We start from the raw sequence: 18,232 nt of genomic DNA on the forward strand, positions 1-18,232 counted from the left end.
AACACACTATGAGTTATTATAAAATAAACAACTTAGAAGAATACTTCAAACACTATAAAAAATCGATCCGGGAGCCACGTAAATTCTGGGGAAAAATAGCCGAAGAAAATTTTACATGGTACCAGACCTGGGACAAAGTAATGGAGTTTGATATGGCCGAAGCCGATATTAAATGGTTTACCAATGCAAAAGTCAACATTACTAAAAACTGTATTGACCGTCATTTGGCCAAAAGAGGGAATAAAAATGCGATTATTTTTGAGCCGAACGATCCGAAAGAACCGGCGCAATATATTACCTATAACGAATTGTACGATCGCGTAGCCAAAATGGCCAATGTATTGCGCGAACAAGGTATTAAAAAAGGGGACCGGGTGTGTATTTATCTACCGATGATTCCGGAACTGGCCGTGGCTGTATTGGCCTGTGCACGGATTGGAGCGATTCATTCGGTTGTTTTCGCCGGATTTTCAGCTTCGGCAATTGCCTCCCGTGTTATCGACTGTGGTTGTAAAATGGTCATCACTTCCGACGGTGCGTATAGAGGTAACAAAACCATCGATCTGAAATCGATTGTAGATGAAGCCCTTGAAAAATGTCCAACGGTTACCAGTGTGTTGGTTGCCAAAAGAACCAACACGGAAGTAAAAATGAAAGAGGGTCGCGATTTATGGTTGCAACCTTTACTGGATGAGGCGATTCCGAATAATGTAGCCGAAATTATGGATGCGGAAGATCCATTATTTATCCTGTATACCTCCGGATCGACCGGAAAACCGAAAGGAATGTTGCATACTACGGCGGGTTATATGGTGTATACGGCTTATACGTTTAAAAACATATTCAATTACGAAGAAAACGATATTTACTGGTGTACGGCCGATATTGGCTGGATAACCGGACATTCCTATATTTTATACGGTCCACTTCTAAACGGCGCGACGACAGTCATTTTTGAAGGTGTACCATCGTACCCGGATTTCGGACGTTTTTGGGAAGTGATCGACAAACATAAAGTGAGTCAGTTTTATACGGCACCGACAGCCATTCGTTCGTTGGCTAAAGAAAGTACCGTATGGGTAGATAAACACGATTTATCTTCTTTAAAAGTAATCGGATCCGTTGGAGAACCGATCAATGAAGAGGCATGGCACTGGTATAATGATCATGTTGGAAAGAAAAAATGTCCGATTGTCGATACCTGGTGGCAAACCGAAACCGGTGGTATTATGATTTCTCCGGTTCCATTTGTCACACCAACCAAGCCGACCTATGCGACCTTACCATTACCGGGGATTCAGCCGGTATTAATGGACGAAAAACGCAATGAAATCGAAGGGAATCAGGTTGTAGGTAGCTTGTGTGTTAAATTCCCATGGCCGTCGATTGCCCGTACAATTTGGGGGGATCATCAGCGTTATAAAGAAACGTATTTCTCGGCTTTCCCGGGTAAATATTTTACCGGAGATGGTGCTTTACGTGATGAAGTAGGATATTATCGAATCACCGGTCGGGTAGACGATGTGGTGATTGTTTCCGGTCATAACTTAGGAACCGCGCCAATTGAAGATGCGATTAACGAACACCCGGCAGTGGCTGAATCGGCCATTGTAGGTTTCCCGCACGATATCAAAGGAAATGCTTTGTATGGTTTTATTATCTTAAAAGAAATTGGAGAGTACCGTGATCGTGATAACCTGCGAAAAGAGATCAACGAACACGTAGCGAGTCATATCGGACCCATTGCCAAACTGGATAAAATCCAATTTGTATCGGGATTACCAAAAACCCGTTCCGGAAAAATCATGCGCCGTATTTTGCGTAAGATAGCCGAAGGCGATTTCTCAAACTTTGGTGATATCACTACGCTATTGAATCCGGAAATTGTAGAAGAAATTAAAAACGAACGCTTGTAATTATATTCTGTTAAACAACAGAGTAATTTAATTTTAGGATATAACTTATTTAAAGAGCCTTTATGGCTCTTTATTATTTATATAGTAGTGCTTTATAAAAATAATAATAATAAAATTCTTATAACTATTATCAATTACTTTGATAATAGTTAAATGTTGAAAAATGTGATAAAAAAACACCTTAAATAGTTTTTTACATTCTTTAAGCTTTATAAATGTTATATTTTTGTAACTGATAATCTATATAATGAATAGAAGAAAATTTATTAAGAAAACAGTTTTGAGCTCATTCTTAGTCGGTATTGGTAGTGTCATAACGTCCTGCTCTAGCGATGAGACTATACAATATGATGATAAAGAAAAGTCGGTGGCATTTAAAAAAATTATAAAAAAAAATAAAATTTTTATAATTCGTAATAGTAATGAACAGAAAAGAAATGAAAAAATATACTTTAAGAATACGGAAACAGTACAGAGCTTACTAATTATAGGTCATATTATGAATACAAAATATATTACTCTGAATATGATGAATAATCCTAATCTTAGTATTAAGAAATATACTGAAACACTTTCCTTGATTGAGTACAATAGACCAGCTGAAGTAAAAATTTCTAATGCTACTAAACATGAACTTGAATGTATTTGGGAAGAAAGTGTGTTGAATAAAAGGGGAAACATAATAAAATATACACTGTAATAGGATAGAATGAGTCAATTTATAAAAGTTAATAGTGATTTATGCACTGAATGTACATTATGTGAACCAGCTTGTGATGTTAATGCAATTAAAGTAGGAAGAAAATATATTTCTGGAGGTTGGGAACAAGAATATCTTTATATTGGAGCTAACATTGCTATTAATCACATCATTTGCCATAGTTGTTGGGAATGTGTTGACATTTGTCCTACTGGAGCGATTTCAATAAATGGATCTACAAATTCTGGATCAGGAAATGGAAGTACTGAAGGAGGTTTACCGCCCTTTGTTATACAAAGTCAGCTTTTTTTTAGTCAATACAATAACAGTTTGTTAAAACAAAAAATGGATGCTCTAGGCTTAGTTAATGGTATTAAGGGATTAAATGCCGTAGCAGTTGAAAAATTGGTTAGCTCTTTAGGTGGAGAACTGACGACTGAGGCTAAATATATTTTAAAAGGACCTTTGGGAAAAGTTGCCGCAGTTGGTACCGTTTTACAGGGAGTTAGTACTATAGTTGCTTTTTCGGATGGCGAAATTACGAATGAAGACTGGACAAATTTAGGATTAACTCTTTTAGGCGCAGCTGGATTTATTCCTGGTCCTATAGGGCTTATAGCAACGGGGATTTCTGTTGGAATAGCAATATACGATTCTCAAAATAATAATTAATTACCATGTTAAAATCAAAATATAGTTACAGGATTATTATACCGATTATCTGGTATTTATTATTACTACTTTTCACAATAAAATATGATTATGAAATGATTATTAATGGGCGATTTCTATCTCCAACTGTAATAAATAGCCTATTATTAGATTATTTAATAAGCATCAGCCTATTTATATCCTGTTTTTTAGTGCCCTATTTTATTTCTAATCTTTTTACAAGACTAGAAATAACGGATGAATATGTTCAATTTGTAATTTTCTTTTTTAAAAGGATCACTATCCGAAAAGAAGATGTGATCTGTTCAGAAGAAAAGGAAAGTTTTTCTCAGTATGCAATGCCAAATAAATATTTTATGTTGAAGGATAAGAATAATCCAAAAGTGAACGTAAAAATATCAGAATATTACATCCGTAACTACTGGGAGATTAGAGATCATTACCAAAAAACATAATTCTATTCCGGAAAAATAAAATTTTTAATCTAAATTAAAAACGAACGCTTGTAATATAAATTCGATCAGAACTAAAAAAAGCAACCTAATTTAATAGGTTGCTTTTTTAGTTTAATGAGAAATCATTTGAAAATCCGATTATAGTTTTAATTTTCGTTTTAGTTTTAAAAACAACAAGGCTATAATATAGGCATCGCCGGAAGCGGTATGGCGATCGCTTTTTTTGATTTTAAAGATGTCGCATAGTTCATCCAGATTATGGTGTTTGTCTTCCGGAAGATTTTTAAATTTCTGATACATCACATCGACATCCAACATAACATTTTTAAGTTTACCAAGATTCAAACGTTTCAGCGCCTGATTGATCATTTCGACATCAAAATTAATGTTATGACCAACAAGAATCGCATCTTTTATAAAATCAAGAAAACGGATAATCGCTTCGGCTTCGATAATCTTTTCTTCTTTACCTTCTTTTAAAATTCCGGTCAGGATAGCATTTTCCGGATTAAAGACATCCTGTTTTAAGAAAGCTTCAAAAAAATCGCCTACTTTTATTTCATCATTGATCACCGAAATCGCACCAATAGAAAGAATAACATCGTCTTTCCAGTCCAAACCGGTCGTTTCGGTATCAAAAACAATATAGCGTTTCGGTCCGTTTTGTTCTTCTTTGTCAAAATGGGCCAAATATTGTTTCCAAAATTGCGGGATGTCTTTTCCTGTAAGCCAGTCTAATACCATAATATTATGTGAAATAGGTCAATTGAAAGCGGTTTTTAATCAAATCCTGTATGTCGTTTATCGGTTGAAAGCAGTTTTTAAGTTTTACTTTATCCACTTTCGAAAGTTCCTGCATGTTGATATAACCACCGTTGGAATTGTTTTGCAAGCCTTCGTCGGTTCGGAACCAGGTTAACGTATTAAAGGCTTCAGCACATTCCAGATACAAATCGGAATTTTGTTCTTCCATATCCGCTAGTTTTTTAAAACGTTGATACGTATTGGTGATTCCTTTGATGCCGCGACTAATGGTTAACACACGTGCCGCGTCGACCAGTGGCATGATGGCTCTGTTTTTAATATCAAAAGCGTCTTTGTGCTCTTCGTCCTGTTCCAGTAAAAATTGACGGAAAAACCCCAATGGAGCGGGTTTTTTTATGGCATTGGTTCCTAAAAAAGCATAGAATAACTGGTTGTTATCGGTGCTGTTAAAAATACTTTCCGTTAGGGAATTTTCAAAAGAAACATCGCCATAAATCAGATCGTAATCAAAGAAAATGGTGCTGAGATTAATTCCTTTTTCACCTGGAGTATTAATCCAGGTATTGTATTGTTTAATCCAGTCTGTTAGTGATTTACACCAAAGTTCATTGTTAGCCATAAGCCCTTGTGGACATGGTTCGTAACCGATTTTTTCCAAAGTTTCGATAACCTTATCGGCCAATTGTAAAAAGTATTGTTTTACATCGTCATAGCGTTCGGCTTCCACGTCTTCGAAAATCAGAATATTATCGACATCGGTCAGTAACAACTGTTCTTTTCGTCCCTGACTTCCGAGGTTAAACCAGGCAAAACGGGTAGGAGGTGGTGTCTCCATTTTTTCAATGGCCAGATCGATTGCTCGTTTTGTCAGGGCAATATTGATTTCGGCCGCGACACTGGTAATATGTGTAATCGGAATATTTTTATCAATTGAATTCTGAATCAGATCAGTCAGTTTATCCCGAACGGCTTTTAATTCTTTCGAACGCGTGGCCCGACGGGTTAATTTTAATAAAATTCCCGGATTGTTGGCTTGTGCCGCCACAATATCGTGTTCGGTAATAATACCAGTGGCCGGACTTTTTTCCGTTCCGTCGCGGGTCACACATAAATGACCTACGTTGTGTTTTAGCATCATCATTTGTGCTTCGGCAATCGAAATGTTTTCCGGTACGGTAATGACCGGAGACGACATGATTTTATCGGCCGTCGTATCGATTGAAAACAATCCGGTGGCAATTTTGGAACGCAAATCCTTATCGGTTATAATTCCAATTGGCAACTGATTATCGTGAATGATGACACTTCCAATCCGACTGTTCGACATCGTTTGCGCAATATGTTTGATAATATCGCTGGAACTGGCTGTAATCGGGTTTTTGGTATATTTAATAGGCTGGAAATACTGGATATCTGTAGCACTTTGTTCGTCGAAAATAATATTTTCCGAGATTAACTTTCCGCGGTGATCCTTATCATATGGATTACGCGTATTGGAAGCAAAACTCTCCAACAGGAAATTCTGCACATTTGTATTATTGGCTACATACGGCTGAAAAACCGCTATTGGAATCGCATAAACGATACTTTCCTCGCGGGCTTTTGCCGTCATCAGGTAATTGTTTTTAGCAAAAAACGGACGCAATCCCAGAATATCGCCCTCGTCGCATTTGTCGATCAGGAACTCTTCCGCATCGGAAATAACGGATAATCCGATGGCACCGTTGGCAACCACATAAAAATCGCTATGGGTCGCATCACCCACTTTAAAAAGGATCTGGTGTTTTTCCAGATATTTAACACTGATATGTTCGGAAATAGCGACTAATTCCTGGTACGTTAAACTGGTAAAAGGGGGATAATGTTTTAAAAAATCCGCTATTCTTTCTGCAATGGGGTTTTTCATGATCGGGAATTAATTCTTAAAAATACTAAATTTTATAGAACTTCAAAATATAAAATAGCGTTAAAGTGCATACAATTGTGAAGCCGTAATTACGATAATCGCCAGAAAAGCCAGGAAAATCCCAATAGCATTCAGTCGGCTGATTTTTTCTTTAAATAATAGCGTTCCAGCAAGTGTTCCCAACAGGATTACACCGAAATTCATAGAAGCAAAAACCGTCGAAGGGTTGTCGTGTAAGGCTTTATGTGCTTTTAGATAAAACAATATATTTCCAAAATTAAGGATTCCTAAAGCCAAACCAAACAACAGACTTTTCCCGTTTGTTTTTTCTTTTTTTACCAAAAGGGTATACAACGTAATCGCCGTTGAAACCACCAAGGCACCGCAGAAAACCACAAACAGCGACGTTGTATACGGAATTTCAGTAGAAGCGGCGATTAGTTTAAAACAAACGTCAATAATTCCGAAACCTAATAACACGATTATCGGATACCACCCATTATTTTTTTCGCCGGAAGTCGTTTCATTTCGGTATAAAACCAGAAAAATGGCTGTAAAACCAATAGCCAGACCAATCCATTTTACCGGACTAATCGATTCGTTAAAAACGAAAAAAGCCGCCAGAATTGAAATGATCAGTGAAAAACGCTGTGCGATATCCGTTTTTACAATTCCGATGTGACGAACCGAAGCAGCCAAAACCAGAAAAACCGTAGGCAATAATAGCGCTAATAAACTGTATAACGACCATGGTGCATTGGAAGTAACCATATGGATATCGGGTTGATACGCCAGATAACATAAAATAATGGCTACGACATAATTATAATTGATCATTTGCTGAAACGAAACCGCATAGCGCCTGGCTATTTTAAAAAGGATTCCGACGGATACGCTGCAAAGTATACTAAAAATTAAAAAGTGCATTTTAAAAGATGTGTTTTGAAAAGAGATGTAAAGGTAAAGCGCAATATTCAGATTTTAGGGTAATAGGGTAAAAAAATCATTGTGATTTCAATTTAATATCGTAATATTGCGATTATAAAACAGCGCACCATGGGGATAACCAAAACAGAAATATTTACCGATAACCAAAACCGATTGGCTTCCATCTTTAAAGTTTTAGGACATCCGGCCCGAATTGCGATCCTCAACCATATCATCAATCAGAAAGCCTGTATTTGCAATGATTTGGTATCCGAATTAGGTTTGGCACAGGCTACGATTTCACAGCATTTAAAGGAATTAAAAAATATAGGAATTATAAAAGGTACTATCGAAGGAAAATCGGTTTGCTATTGTATTGATGAAAAAGTCTGGGAATCAATCAAAGGGGAATTAGCATATTTCTTTAATCAGGATGTGAGGGTAGATAAATGCTGTTAAGCATTTTTTTATTTTTTATTATCGTTATATTGCGATATTACATTTTAAATATTTTATTATAAATCACATATTATGAAACTATCAGAAATCAAAAACATTTTACCGGGACTGGATACAGTGGTGTTCCAGCTTGAGAACGGCACTTTTGTACCGGAACATTTTCATGTTACTGAAGTAGGAAAGATAACCCGACACTTTATAGATTGTGGCGGAACGATCCGTAATGAAAGCGTTGTTAATTTTCAGTTATGGGATGCTGATGATTATGAACACCGGTTAAAACCCGCAAAATTGTTGTATATCATTCAGTTATCCGAAGACAAACTGGGTATTGCGGATACGTCTATCGAAGTGGAATACCAATCGGAAACCATCGGAAAATATGATCTGGATTTTGACGGTAGGCATTTTATCTTAAAAAACAAACAGACCGCTTGTCTGGCAGCTGATGCTTGCGGTTTGCATGATGATCAAAATACACAGAAAAAAGCCTGCTGTTCGTCGGATTCCGGATGCAATTAGAAAATTATGAATCGCTATCCAATACTATCTGATACCATCCGACTTTTGGAACCGGAACAATCCATTAGTCGGGAACGCAAAACCGTTTTACAACCTTTAATCGACTATATACAGCAAAAAGTAACCGATAAACAGGCTATTAACCTCATCTTTATCTGCACCCATAATTCGCGGAGAAGTATTTTTTCACAGGTATGGGCGCAAGTCGCTGCTTTCCGGTATGGTATTTCCGATGTGTACTGTTATTCGGGTGGAACCGAAGCAACTGCTGTATTTCCAAAAGTAATCGAAACCTTATCGGAACAGGGATTGAACACCATAAGACTTTCGGAAGAAAACAATCCAGTATATGCTATACAATATAGCGATACGGCATTTCCGGTAATTGGTTTTTCCAAAAAATACAACCATTTGTACAATCCGATAGCGGGATTTGGAGCCATTATGACCTGTTCGGAAGCGGATGGCGGTTGCCCGTTTATAGCCGGAGCGGAAAAACGAATTGCGATTACGTATGAAGATCCTAAACTTTCGGATTCCACACCCGAACAGTCGACCGTATATGCCAGCCGTAGTTTACAGATTGCAACAGAAATGTTTTATGTTTTTTCCATGATAAAAAAGGATAGTGATGCAAACTAAATTAAAATTTGCCGACCGTAACCTTACGGTATTAATCTTTCTGGCAATGGCCGTAGGAATAGGTTTAGGACATTTTTTTCCGGCCATACCGAATGTTATCAGCAGATTATCCGTAGGAACCACCAATATTCCGCTTGCTATCGGCTTATTGTTAATGTTGTATCCACCATTAGCAAGAGTGGATTACTCATTATTGCCCTTGGCTTTTAAAAACAGAAAAGTAATGGGTGTATCAGTATTACTCAATTGGATTGTAGGACCGCTGTTAATGTTTGTAATAGCCCTTTTATTTCTGGCAGACGAACCCGAATATAGGAGCGGTTTGATATTAATCGGATTGGCCCGATGCATCGCTATGGTACTGGTATGGAACGACCTGGCCAAGGGAAACAGGGAATATGCCGCTTTACTGGTCGCTTTAAATAGCATTTTTCAGATACTGACGTATGGTTTCTTCGTTTGGTTGTTTATCAATGTATTACCTGAAAAATTGGGATTAGCACACTTTACTGTAACCGTAGCGATAGACGATGTGATGCAGAGTGTTTTGTTGTATTTGGGTATACCGTTTGTAACAGGTTATCTAAGCCGATATTGGTTGATCAAGTTTAAAGGAATCCAATGGTATAACCGGAAATTTATTCCCCAAATCGCACCAATAACCTTATATGCCTTACTGTTCACTATTGTTGTTATGTTTAGCCTAAACGGAGCCAAAATACTGGAATTACCAGCCGATGTCATTAAAATAGCCCTACCGTTAATCGTGTACTTTGTATTGATGTTTATGGTAAGCTTTTTCCTGAGTAAAAGTTTAAAGGTTCCTTATAGCCAAAATGCTTCGATAGCTTTTACTGCCGCGGGAAACAACTTCGAACTGGCCATTGCTATAGCCATAGCGGTTTTTGGTATTCATTCGCCACAGGCATTTGTCGGGGTTATTGGTCCTTTGGTGGAAGTTCCGGTATTGATCACATTGGTAAAGGTTAGTTTATGGTTGAAAAAGAAATATTACCCCGCGTAGTTTTATGTGTTGATTTAGAGTTTATTAAATTCTTTTATATAAACCACTTTTACTGTTAGCGGATTAAAAAAAATCCTGTAACGAATTACAGGATTTTTAAAAAGCGTAGGTTATGGTATAGTAGGATTTACTATGGATTTGTTGACCAAAGGCTTACGTCTTTTACAAAAGCCCTACGGTTTAATTTTAATTGTGAAACCAATACTTCCGCGAAATCTTCCGGCTGTAATACACTTTCCGGATTACCGTCCGTCAGGTTTAGACTTACCGATAAATCGGTTGCAATCGTACTTGGATTCATTGTAAACACCCGGATATTGGATTTACGAACCTCTTGCATCAACGCTTCCGACAAACCGTTTAATCCGAATTTTGACGCACTATAAGCGCTTGTCAACGCAGAACCACGCTGACCGGCACTGGAAGCCACGTTAATAATATCACCCGTCTGACGTTCCAACATTTCCGGTAATACGGCACGGATCACATAATAAGCCCCCAAAAGGTTCACCTTAATAATGTTTTCCCATTCGCTTACTTCATAATCCATAAACTTCGCGAATTTCCCGATACCCGCATTATTAATCAGAATATCAATAGTACCGATTTTAGCTTTTAATTTCGAAACCGCATCCGTCACCGAATTAAAATCGGCCACATCCGCTGTTTCAAACTCAATGTTAATGTTAGGGTATTCCTTCTGAATAGTCGTTTTTAGTTCCGCTAAATCCGATTCGGTTCGCGATACTAACGCCAGATGAACACCTTCGGCGGCCAATGCGAAAGCTACTGCTTTTCCTAATCCTTTTCCCGCTCCGGTAATCAGAGCCGTTTTTCCGTTTAATTGTTCCATATTGTTATGCTTTACATGTAATTAAAGTAGTTTCTTTTTGTTTTCGGTGGAAAAATAACGCCAGCGCGATTAAAATCCCGACAAAAGCCAGCGCAAAACCGACCCAATCCGGCGAGGTATAACCATAGCCCATCGTTAGCGGAATACCGGCCAGATAAGCCCCTAATGCATTTCCGGCATTCATCGCAGCCGGGCTAATCGACGATCCTAATATTTCGGCTCCTTTTGCCGATTGCATCATCATGATCTGAACCGGGGCTACGATCGCAAAAGCCACCGCGCCAATCACAAACGTCATAACCGTTACCGTGATCTGATTATCGGCTACAAAGGTAAGCAACATCAAAACGATACACATTCCAATTAATAAACCGATCGTAGCCATAAGCGGCGAATACGTATCCGATAATTTTCCACCCAGGAAATTCCCGAAGGTCATTCCCAATCCGGCCACAACCATCAAATACGTCACTGCACCGGCATCGAATTTAGACACTTCGGTAAACAAAGGTGCAATATAGCTATACCAGCTAAAGAATCCACCCGTACCGATAATCGCAATCGCCAATACCAACCATAAATCGACACGTTTAAAAATAGCCAAATCCTTTTTAAAACTCGAATTCTCATTGGATTCGAATTTCGGAAGCCAATAAATAATACTCACAATCGTTAGCAATCCGATTACCCCGACGATACAAAACGTAATCCGCCAGTCGATATAATGCCCGATATACGTTCCCAACGGAACACCAACCACATTGGCAATCGTCAGTCCTGAAAACATCACCGCAATCGCCTGAGCTGTTTTTCCTTCTTTGGCCAATTTTCCGGCTACAACAGCACCGATTCCGAAAAAGGTTCCGTGTGGTAAACCGGATAAGAAACGCAAAATCAACAAGGACCAATAATCGTTTGCTACGGCCGATAAGCTGTTAAAAACCATAATCCACGCCGCCAATACAATTAAAGCGGTTTTGGGCGGTTTATTTTGAAGCATCACGGTTAAAAACGGAGCGCCAACCACGACACCCAACGCATAAGCGGAGATAAAATGACCGGCTTCCGGAATCGAAATTTTAAGCGAAGCCGCCAGATCGGGGAGGATCCCCATCATTACAAATTCCGTCATTCCAATGGTAAAAGCCCCGATAGCCAGGGCAATAAGTCCTTTTTGCATATAAAAATTTAGTTGTTTCGGATGCAAAAATCCGCTAATTTTGAAACTTTAAGGTTAATTTAAATTTAAAAAGCGAGTTTGTTCATCATTATTGAATTTTATGATACAGTCGGTAAAAAGAGCTTTTGATATATTGGAATATATCACGCAAAACGGAAACCTGGTACGCCTAAACGACATCGCCAGCGCCCTGGAATTACAGAACACCACGGTACACAATTTTCTAAATACCCTAAAAGAACTGGGTTATGTGGAACAGGACGAACTGAGTCCGCGGTATCGGGTCACGACCAAAATGCAATGTATTTATCCGCCGCCGGTATCGGTATCGGTTTTAAAAAATACGCTACGACCCACTTTGGAAAAAATCACCGAACTGACGAATGAAACCTCGTATTTGTCCGTACAAATGGGAACCTATTTTCGACACGAATTGATTTCGGAACCCGACCGATCGGTTAAAATCTCGTTGGAACTCAACAAAGACTACGAAATGACCCGAACGGCAATCGGGAAAGTGTTTATGGCACACTCGGAACACCTACAAAATACGCTGCTTAAAAATCTGGACGAACCGGTACAAAAGAAATTACAAGCGGAATTAAGCGAAATTTTAAAAAACGGCTATGCCTTAGATTTGGAAGAATACGAACCCGATTTAAACTGCGCCGCGATTCCGTATTACCAAAACAATAGAGTAGTGGCGGTGTTATGCGTTTCCGGACCGGCTTTTCGATATAAACTTCCGGAAATAATGAAAGCGATAGAAATTATGAATGAGTTGAAGTGATTCGGTTCTAATAATATCATGTTAGAAATTTAGAGAATTTGTTGTGTAACAAAAAAAGCTTTATGTTTAATAATAAATTAATCCTATTTTAATTCAAAGAATATTAATAGCTAACATTTTGGAAAACGAAACTTATATAAAACACAAAATCAAAGAAAGTATAGTTGAACTAAAAAGTATTTTCTTGAAAATTCATAGTCGAGAAGATTTACTTAAGTATCAAAAAGAAAAGAATATTGGATATGCAGAAATAGAAATTATTGCCATGCTTAAATTTGATTTTGCATGGGGAGCAAAAAAGCTTTATAAGCAAATTTGTTTTTTCTTAGAAAATCAAAGGATGTTAGAATATTTACATCAATTTAAAGAAAGTTTAGAATTATTTTATGTAAATGATCATTCGATTTTGAAAGGAGCTAAGAGTGCTCACACAGGAGAAATATTAAGTTTACTCTTAATCGAAATTGAAGATTTTTTGAATGTTTTTGAGTATTATGGAGAAAATGAAATTGAATATTTATTGAAAAGAACAGGAATTATTTACCTTGAGACTATTTTAAATAATTCTGCCATGATTATAAATGATTTAAATAGAAATCCTAAAACAGAAACTGAAGTTTATAATGTAATAAAGATTGTGTGTAAATCTATTTTTCCAGAGGCAAACTATCCCACAACGACATTTAATAAAATAGCAAAAGAATATAAACCTGATATATTAATTCCATATCTTAATTGTGCCATCGAATATAAATACGCTGAAAGTGAACAAAAGCTTAAAGAAACTATTGATCAAATCTTTGTTGATGTTCATGGCTATTCGGACAATAGTACCTATAAAATATTTTATGCTGTTTTCTATGTGAAGACTGATATTTGGGGAAGAAAGAAATTTGAAAAAGTATGGCAAGAAAAAGGGTTTCCAAAAAATTGGATAGGCATCTATGTTGTTGGTTAAAAAGTGTCTAAAAGCTAGCAATAAAGCCCAAACGTTGTCCACTTATGCCACACCAAAAAGCGATCTTATTTATTAAACATTTTCTACCTTGTTTGATGCGAAACAATAGACGAATATAACTTAATATTCCACTATGCATGCAATCTAACAAAAAAACAAAAGCTATCAGGAGACCCGAAGTGCGTAGCCTGAAAATTCAACCGAAAAGAAGGGTTAACAAATACAGTCATAAAGACGTTCCGGAAATCAAACTTTGTGGCGATTGGTTACGGGAACTAGGTTTTCAAATGGGAGAACGGGTAACGGTTACTTCGATGTCCAATTTGTTAATCATCAGACCAACCGAATAATACAATCCAAGAGCTATTGACAACCTTATGTTGATAGCTCTTTCGGTTAACATGCAAATACACGACCTCGACTTAACGAAGTAATATTGTAACAAAAAATCTCTATTTTTAACACTTAAAAAAGGTTTTGATGCATTTTTCTGTATTTTGATAGTTTTTAATCCAAATTTTATAAGTTTAATAAGTTCCAAATAGATATGAAATCAGAAGAAATACAAGACTTATTCCTTAAATTTGAAGATGCTGCAGCAGAGCTTGAAGGTGTTGAATGTTGGAGTGCCAGAGATTTACAAGTACTGTTAGGCTATAGTAAATGGGAAAATTTTGAAAAAGTAATTATTAAAGCAAAAGATGCCTGCAAAAATGTTGGTGAACAAATAGCATATCATTTTCCTGACGTCAGGAAAACGATAGCGATGCCAAAAGGTGCTGAAAAAGAGATAGATGATATTCTACTGACACGTTATGCTTGCTACCTAATTGCGCAAAATGGCGATAGTCGAAAAGAAGAAATTTCATTTGCTCAGAATTATTTTGCGGTACAAACTAGAAGAGCAGAGCTTGTTGAACAACGACTTTTAGAATTTGAACGTGTTAAAGCGCGGGAAAAACTAAGTCAGACAGAAAAGCAACTCTCGGGAGTTTTATATGAAAGAGGTGTTGATAGCCAGGGATTTGCAATTATCAGAAGTAAAGGAGATCAGGCGCTATTTCATCTGAATACTCAAATGTTAAAAAAGAAAATGGGAGTACCGGGTAATCGACCCGTTGCCGATTTTTTGCCAACGATTAGTATAAAAGCGAAAGATTTAGCTGCAGAAATGACAGGACTGAATGTTCAGAATAAAGATTTGAAAGGCCAATCCAAAATTGAAAAAGAACATATTGATAATAACTTAGCGGTAAGAAATATGCTTACAAATAGGGGGATAATTCCTGAAGATTTACCGCCAGCTGAGGATGTTAAAAAGCTTCAACGGAAACTAGATAGTGATGAAAAAAAGGTTTTAAAAGACACTAAAAAAAGTAAACAAAATAGAAACGAATAATTAGTTGGATAATAAATAGGATAAACAAAATACTCCAGTAATGATTTATCAATTTTCAAAGAAAATAGAAAACGTTTTTGAATAGAACCTATAACATGAAACCCTTGTATAGTATACTGTTCCTGTTATTCACGGGGTCGCTCTTTTCCCAAACCACTTTTAAAGTTGATAATTTTTCAAAACAATACTACGGTAAAATGTTTATCGCCGATACTTCCGAAGTTTTTTCTCCGGGTTGGATTGCGATTTATGATCAAAAAACGAATAAGCAACTGATCAAAGTAAAATCGGAAGAGCTGACGTTTAGTCTTCATAACGGAAAAGTTTTAGCGAACATCAAGGAATTACCCTATGGCGAACAAAGTCAGATTTTATACGAGGATTATAATTTCGACGGCGTAAAAGACTTTGCCATTATGGATGGGCAATTTAGTTGTTACCATGGACCGTCTTTTAAAATTTACCTGGCTACAACTGCCGGGTTTCAATACAACGCCGATTTTACAAGACTGGCGCAGGAATATTGCGGCATGTTTCAGATCGATTCCAAAGAAAAAAGAATTAGCACGATGACCAAAAGTGGTTGTTGTTGGCATCAATTCTCCGAATTTAAAGTCCGAAACAACAAACCCTATCCGATCAAAATTATAGAAGAGGGGATGGATCCTTCGGGAATCCTATGGGATTATACGGAACAAAAATGGACGAATGGCAAGATGCTACAAACAAAATACCAGGTACTTGATGAAGAACGAACCTACGACAAGGTTTTACTTTCATTTGAATTTGAAAATAAAAAAAAGATGAAAATTCTCAACTCCGGAACCCTTTTGTACTATGTCTTTACCGATGTCAATAATAAGATAGAATTGCTTTACCACGATACATTTACGTATTCAAAAGCCGAAAACAGTTTAAAATTCGTAAATCATAATACGGAATATACGATTTATGATACCAAAATTGTAATCAAAACGCCTAATAAAACCTACGAAATGAAAGCTGCCAATAACACCAAATACGGGACACTGGCAACGTTTAAAAAACAAGAAGTAAATAATGTGATCCCATGATAAAACGAATAATTCGATTTTTGACATCTTTGATTTGTGAATGTGTTATCAGGATGCTTTTCTGAAGGTAGTGTCTCACTAACTGTGTAAGTATAAAAAATAATGGGGTTTTAAAACCCCATTATTTTTTTGTTTAATTTTAAATGTTACACAGTCTTATGAAAAAAGAAGAGTTATTATCAGAAGAGTTTTTAAAACAGTTCAAAACAGGTGAAGACTTAAATGGTTTTCTTGCCCAACTACAAAAACGTGGTTTAGAAGCCATCTTGAATGGTGAGTTAGATGCTCATTTAGGTTACGATAAACACGAAAAATCAACGACATCCAATTCTAGGAACGGTTATTCCAACAAAAAGGTTAAAACCTCATTTGGAGAATCAGAACTTCAGGTTCCCAGAGACAGAGAAGCTTCTTTCAATCCCATGATAATCCCTAAAAGGCAAAGTATGGCTGACGGATTGGAAAATGTCATCATATCGCTTTATGCCAAAGGAATGAGTGTTAGCGATATTGAAGAGCAGATAAGGGAAGTATACAATTTTGAGGTATCTACCTCTACTATATCAAGGATTACAGAATCGGTATCCAATGACATTGTTGCTTGGCAAAACCGTCCATTAGAGCCTGTTTATTTAATAGTTTGGATGGATGGTATCGTATTTAAAGTTCGTGAAAGCTCTATGGTCATCAACAAGACCATTTATCTGGCTGTAGGCCTAAACAGAGACGGTAAAAAGGAAGTTCTTGGTATGTGGTTAGGCAAGAATGAAAGTGCCAGTTTTTGGTTGGGAGTATTAACGGATTTAAAAGCCCGAGGTGTGGAAGATATTCTCATTACTGCAACTGATAACCTCAATGGCTTTACACAAACCATTAAAAACGTATTCCGGAATCGCAAACACAAATCTGTGTTGTACATCAAATCCGGAACTCAGCCCGTTATGTAGTCTGGAAAGATAAAAAGGAGTTTTCTAAAGATATGAAACAGATTTATGATGCGCCAACCAAACAAGCTGCAAAAGGAGCTTTGGAAGATTTTGCCAGCAAATGGAATCATAAATATCCTTATGCGGTTAAATCATGGCAAGAAAACTGGGAGGAACTTACCGTCTTTTTTGACTTCCCGATTGAAATCAGAAAAATCATTTACACCACAAATCTAATTGAAAATCTTAATGGAAAAATTAGAAAATATACCAAAAACAAATTGTCATTCCCTACGGATGAAGCCGTTTTAAAATCCGTATATTTGGCTTTAAGAGAAGCAACCAAAAAATGGACTATGCCAATCCATAATTGGGGATTAATCCTCAATCAGTTCTTAACCATATTTGAAAAAAGGGTTCAACTTTAAATAAAAAGTCAAACCCTGTTATTTTTTAACTTACACACTTTTTGGGATAGTGTCTTTCTGAAAGAAAAACTTTATATTTACTACAAAAAACAGCATATTATCATTCGATGAAACGCCTACTATTACTACTGACATCGTTACTTTTTGTAGTAACAACAAATGCCCAAAATGATTCGCAAACAGAAAAAAAAGTTTTTGCGAACCAAGGTGAACAAGAAAAATATTGGGCGGAAGTCTTTTTTAAAGACCACTATAGTGCTCAAAGTTATCCCGAATTTAGCGGTAAAATAACCGAAATCGACTTTAACACGTTTAAATTCGACGATAAAGTAATTGTTTTAGATAACATCAATCGTAGCTTAAAACCAATTTTTTTAAAAGGGTTACTTTATCCGCAAATTATAGGAGACGAAATTTCCTTTATCAGTAGTTTGGAAGAATTAAAATTTTTAAGCACTTCACCTAAAGTAAAACGATTTAAATTTTGGTTATTCAATAAGAATGTCAGCAATCCAACCGTTTATTTATTAGAGATCACGAGCGAGCAGGCAACCGAAAAAACAGATATCAAAACGTTTATAGAAAACGGGAAACTTACCTTTCTTAAAAAAGGTTGGACTATTATATAACAAATCGG

General features: G+C 36.7%; 18 protein-coding genes and 1 pseudogene. 14 read left to right on the top strand and 5 right to left on the bottom strand.

Going from position 1 to position 18,232, the window contains the following annotated elements; genetic code table 11:
* Positions 1-8 precede the first annotated feature (8 nt).
* The 3 genes from acs (at position 9) to E6C50_RS01570 (ending at position 3,288) form a co-directional block, all read left to right on the top strand.
* A complete protein-coding gene (acs, locus tag E6C50_RS01560) occupies positions 9-1,916 on the top strand; it encodes an acetate--CoA ligase (RefSeq protein ID WP_136401445.1) in 1,908 nt (635 codons plus the stop codon).
* A 247-nt stretch (positions 1,917-2,163) separates the two neighbouring features.
* On the top strand, positions 2,164-2,616 hold the full coding sequence (locus tag E6C50_RS01565; protein ID WP_136401446.1) for a hypothetical protein: 453 nt from the start codon (positions 2,164-2,166) through the stop codon (positions 2,614-2,616).
* Between the two features lie 9 nt (positions 2,617-2,625).
* Positions 2,626-3,288 carry an ATP-binding protein gene (locus E6C50_RS01570; RefSeq protein ID WP_136401447.1) on the top strand — a complete coding sequence of 221 codons (663 nt, stop codon included), beginning with the start codon at positions 2,626-2,628 and terminating at the stop codon, positions 3,286-3,288.
* A 593-nt stretch (positions 3,289-3,881) separates the two neighbouring features.
* On the opposite strand, the gene E6C50_RS01575 is transcribed toward E6C50_RS01570, so the two are convergent.
* The 3 genes from E6C50_RS01575 to E6C50_RS01585 are packed head-to-tail and all read right to left on the bottom strand — an operon-like array spanning position 3,882 to position 7,341.
* Complete coding sequence (locus E6C50_RS01575) at positions 3,882-4,487, bottom strand: 3'-5' exonuclease (RefSeq protein WP_136401448.1); 606 nt, start codon at positions 4,485-4,487, stop codon at positions 3,882-3,884.
* Between the two features lie 4 nt (positions 4,488-4,491).
* Positions 4,492-6,414 carry a DUF294 nucleotidyltransferase-like domain-containing protein gene (locus E6C50_RS01580; RefSeq protein ID WP_136401449.1) on the bottom strand — a complete coding sequence of 641 codons (1,923 nt, stop codon included), beginning with the start codon at positions 6,412-6,414 and terminating at the stop codon, positions 4,492-4,494.
* Between the two features lie 60 nt (positions 6,415-6,474).
* On the bottom strand, positions 6,475-7,341 hold the full coding sequence (locus E6C50_RS01585; RefSeq protein WP_136401450.1) for an EamA family transporter: 867 nt from the start codon (positions 7,339-7,341) through the stop codon (positions 6,475-6,477).
* Positions 7,342-7,470: 129 nt separating this feature from the next.
* On the opposite strand from E6C50_RS01585, the gene E6C50_RS01590 reads away from it, so the two are divergent.
* From E6C50_RS01590 to arsB, 4 genes are all read left to right on the top strand, one after another.
* Positions 7,471-7,800 (top strand): ArsR/SmtB family transcription factor, encoded by a 330-nt coding sequence (locus E6C50_RS01590; RefSeq protein WP_136401451.1) that lies wholly within the window; start codon positions 7,471-7,473, stop codon positions 7,798-7,800.
* 72 nt (positions 7,801-7,872) lie between these two features.
* Positions 7,873-8,322 (top strand): DUF6428 family protein, encoded by a 450-nt coding sequence (locus E6C50_RS01595; protein WP_136401452.1) that lies wholly within the window; start codon positions 7,873-7,875, stop codon positions 8,320-8,322.
* A gap of 6 nt (positions 8,323-8,328) precedes the next feature.
* Complete coding sequence (locus tag E6C50_RS01600; RefSeq protein ID WP_136401453.1) at positions 8,329-8,964, top strand: low molecular weight phosphatase family protein; 636 nt, start codon at positions 8,329-8,331, stop codon at positions 8,962-8,964.
* Entirely contained in the window at positions 8,954-9,988 is a 1,035-nt protein-coding gene (arsB, locus tag E6C50_RS01605) for an ACR3 family arsenite efflux transporter (protein WP_136401454.1), read from the top strand. The genes E6C50_RS01600 and arsB overlap by 11 nt, the downstream gene beginning before the upstream one ends.
* 130 nt (positions 9,989-10,118) lie before the next feature.
* Here arsB and E6C50_RS01610 read toward each other — a convergent pair whose 3' ends face one another.
* Both E6C50_RS01610 and E6C50_RS01615 read right to left on the bottom strand, forming a co-directional pair.
* Entirely contained in the window at positions 10,119-10,841 is a 723-nt protein-coding gene (locus E6C50_RS01610) for a 3-ketoacyl-ACP reductase (RefSeq protein ID WP_136401455.1), read from the bottom strand.
* A gap of 4 nt (positions 10,842-10,845) precedes the next feature.
* A complete protein-coding gene (locus tag E6C50_RS01615; RefSeq protein WP_136401456.1) occupies positions 10,846-12,021 on the bottom strand; it encodes an MFS transporter in 1,176 nt (391 codons plus the stop codon).
* 100 nt (positions 12,022-12,121) lie between these two features.
* Between E6C50_RS01615 and E6C50_RS01620 the strand changes: the two genes are divergently transcribed.
* The 7 genes and pseudogenes from E6C50_RS01620 to E6C50_RS01650 all read left to right on the top strand — a co-directional run bounded on the left by E6C50_RS01620 (position 12,122) and on the right by E6C50_RS01650 (position 18,224).
* Positions 12,122-12,811: an IclR family transcriptional regulator gene (locus E6C50_RS01620; protein ID WP_136401457.1), complete on the top strand. Its 690-nt coding sequence runs from the start codon at positions 12,122-12,124 to the stop codon at positions 12,809-12,811.
* A gap of 118 nt (positions 12,812-12,929) precedes the next feature.
* Positions 12,930-13,769 (top strand): PD-(D/E)XK nuclease domain-containing protein, encoded by an 840-nt coding sequence (locus tag E6C50_RS01625; protein ID WP_136401458.1) that lies wholly within the window; start codon positions 12,930-12,932, stop codon positions 13,767-13,769.
* 137 nt (positions 13,770-13,906) lie between these two features.
* A complete protein-coding gene (locus E6C50_RS01630) occupies positions 13,907-14,119 on the top strand; it encodes a SymE family type I addiction module toxin (RefSeq protein ID WP_136401459.1) in 213 nt (70 codons plus the stop codon).
* Positions 14,120-14,316: 197 nt separating this feature from the next.
* Positions 14,317-15,168 carry a DNA damage-inducible protein D gene (gene dinD, locus E6C50_RS01635; protein WP_136401460.1) on the top strand — a complete coding sequence of 284 codons (852 nt, stop codon included), beginning with the start codon at positions 14,317-14,319 and terminating at the stop codon, positions 15,166-15,168.
* 77 nt (positions 15,169-15,245) lie between these two features.
* Complete coding sequence (locus E6C50_RS01640; protein ID WP_136401461.1) at positions 15,246-16,241, top strand: XAC2610-related protein; 996 nt, start codon at positions 15,246-15,248, stop codon at positions 16,239-16,241.
* A 158-nt stretch (positions 16,242-16,399) separates the two neighbouring features.
* Positions 16,400-17,595, top strand: a pseudogene (locus tag E6C50_RS01645) (IS256 family transposase).
* Positions 17,596-17,702: 107 nt separating this feature from the next.
* Positions 17,703-18,224: a hypothetical protein gene (locus E6C50_RS01650; RefSeq protein WP_136401462.1), complete on the top strand. Its 522-nt coding sequence runs from the start codon at positions 17,703-17,705 to the stop codon at positions 18,222-18,224.
* Positions 18,225-18,232 lie beyond the last annotated feature (8 nt).

Origin of the sequence: Flavobacterium supellecticarium (assembly GCF_004801375.1) — a bacterium.
Classification (GTDB): Bacteria; Bacteroidota; Bacteroidia; order Flavobacteriales; family Flavobacteriaceae; genus Flavobacterium; species Flavobacterium supellecticarium.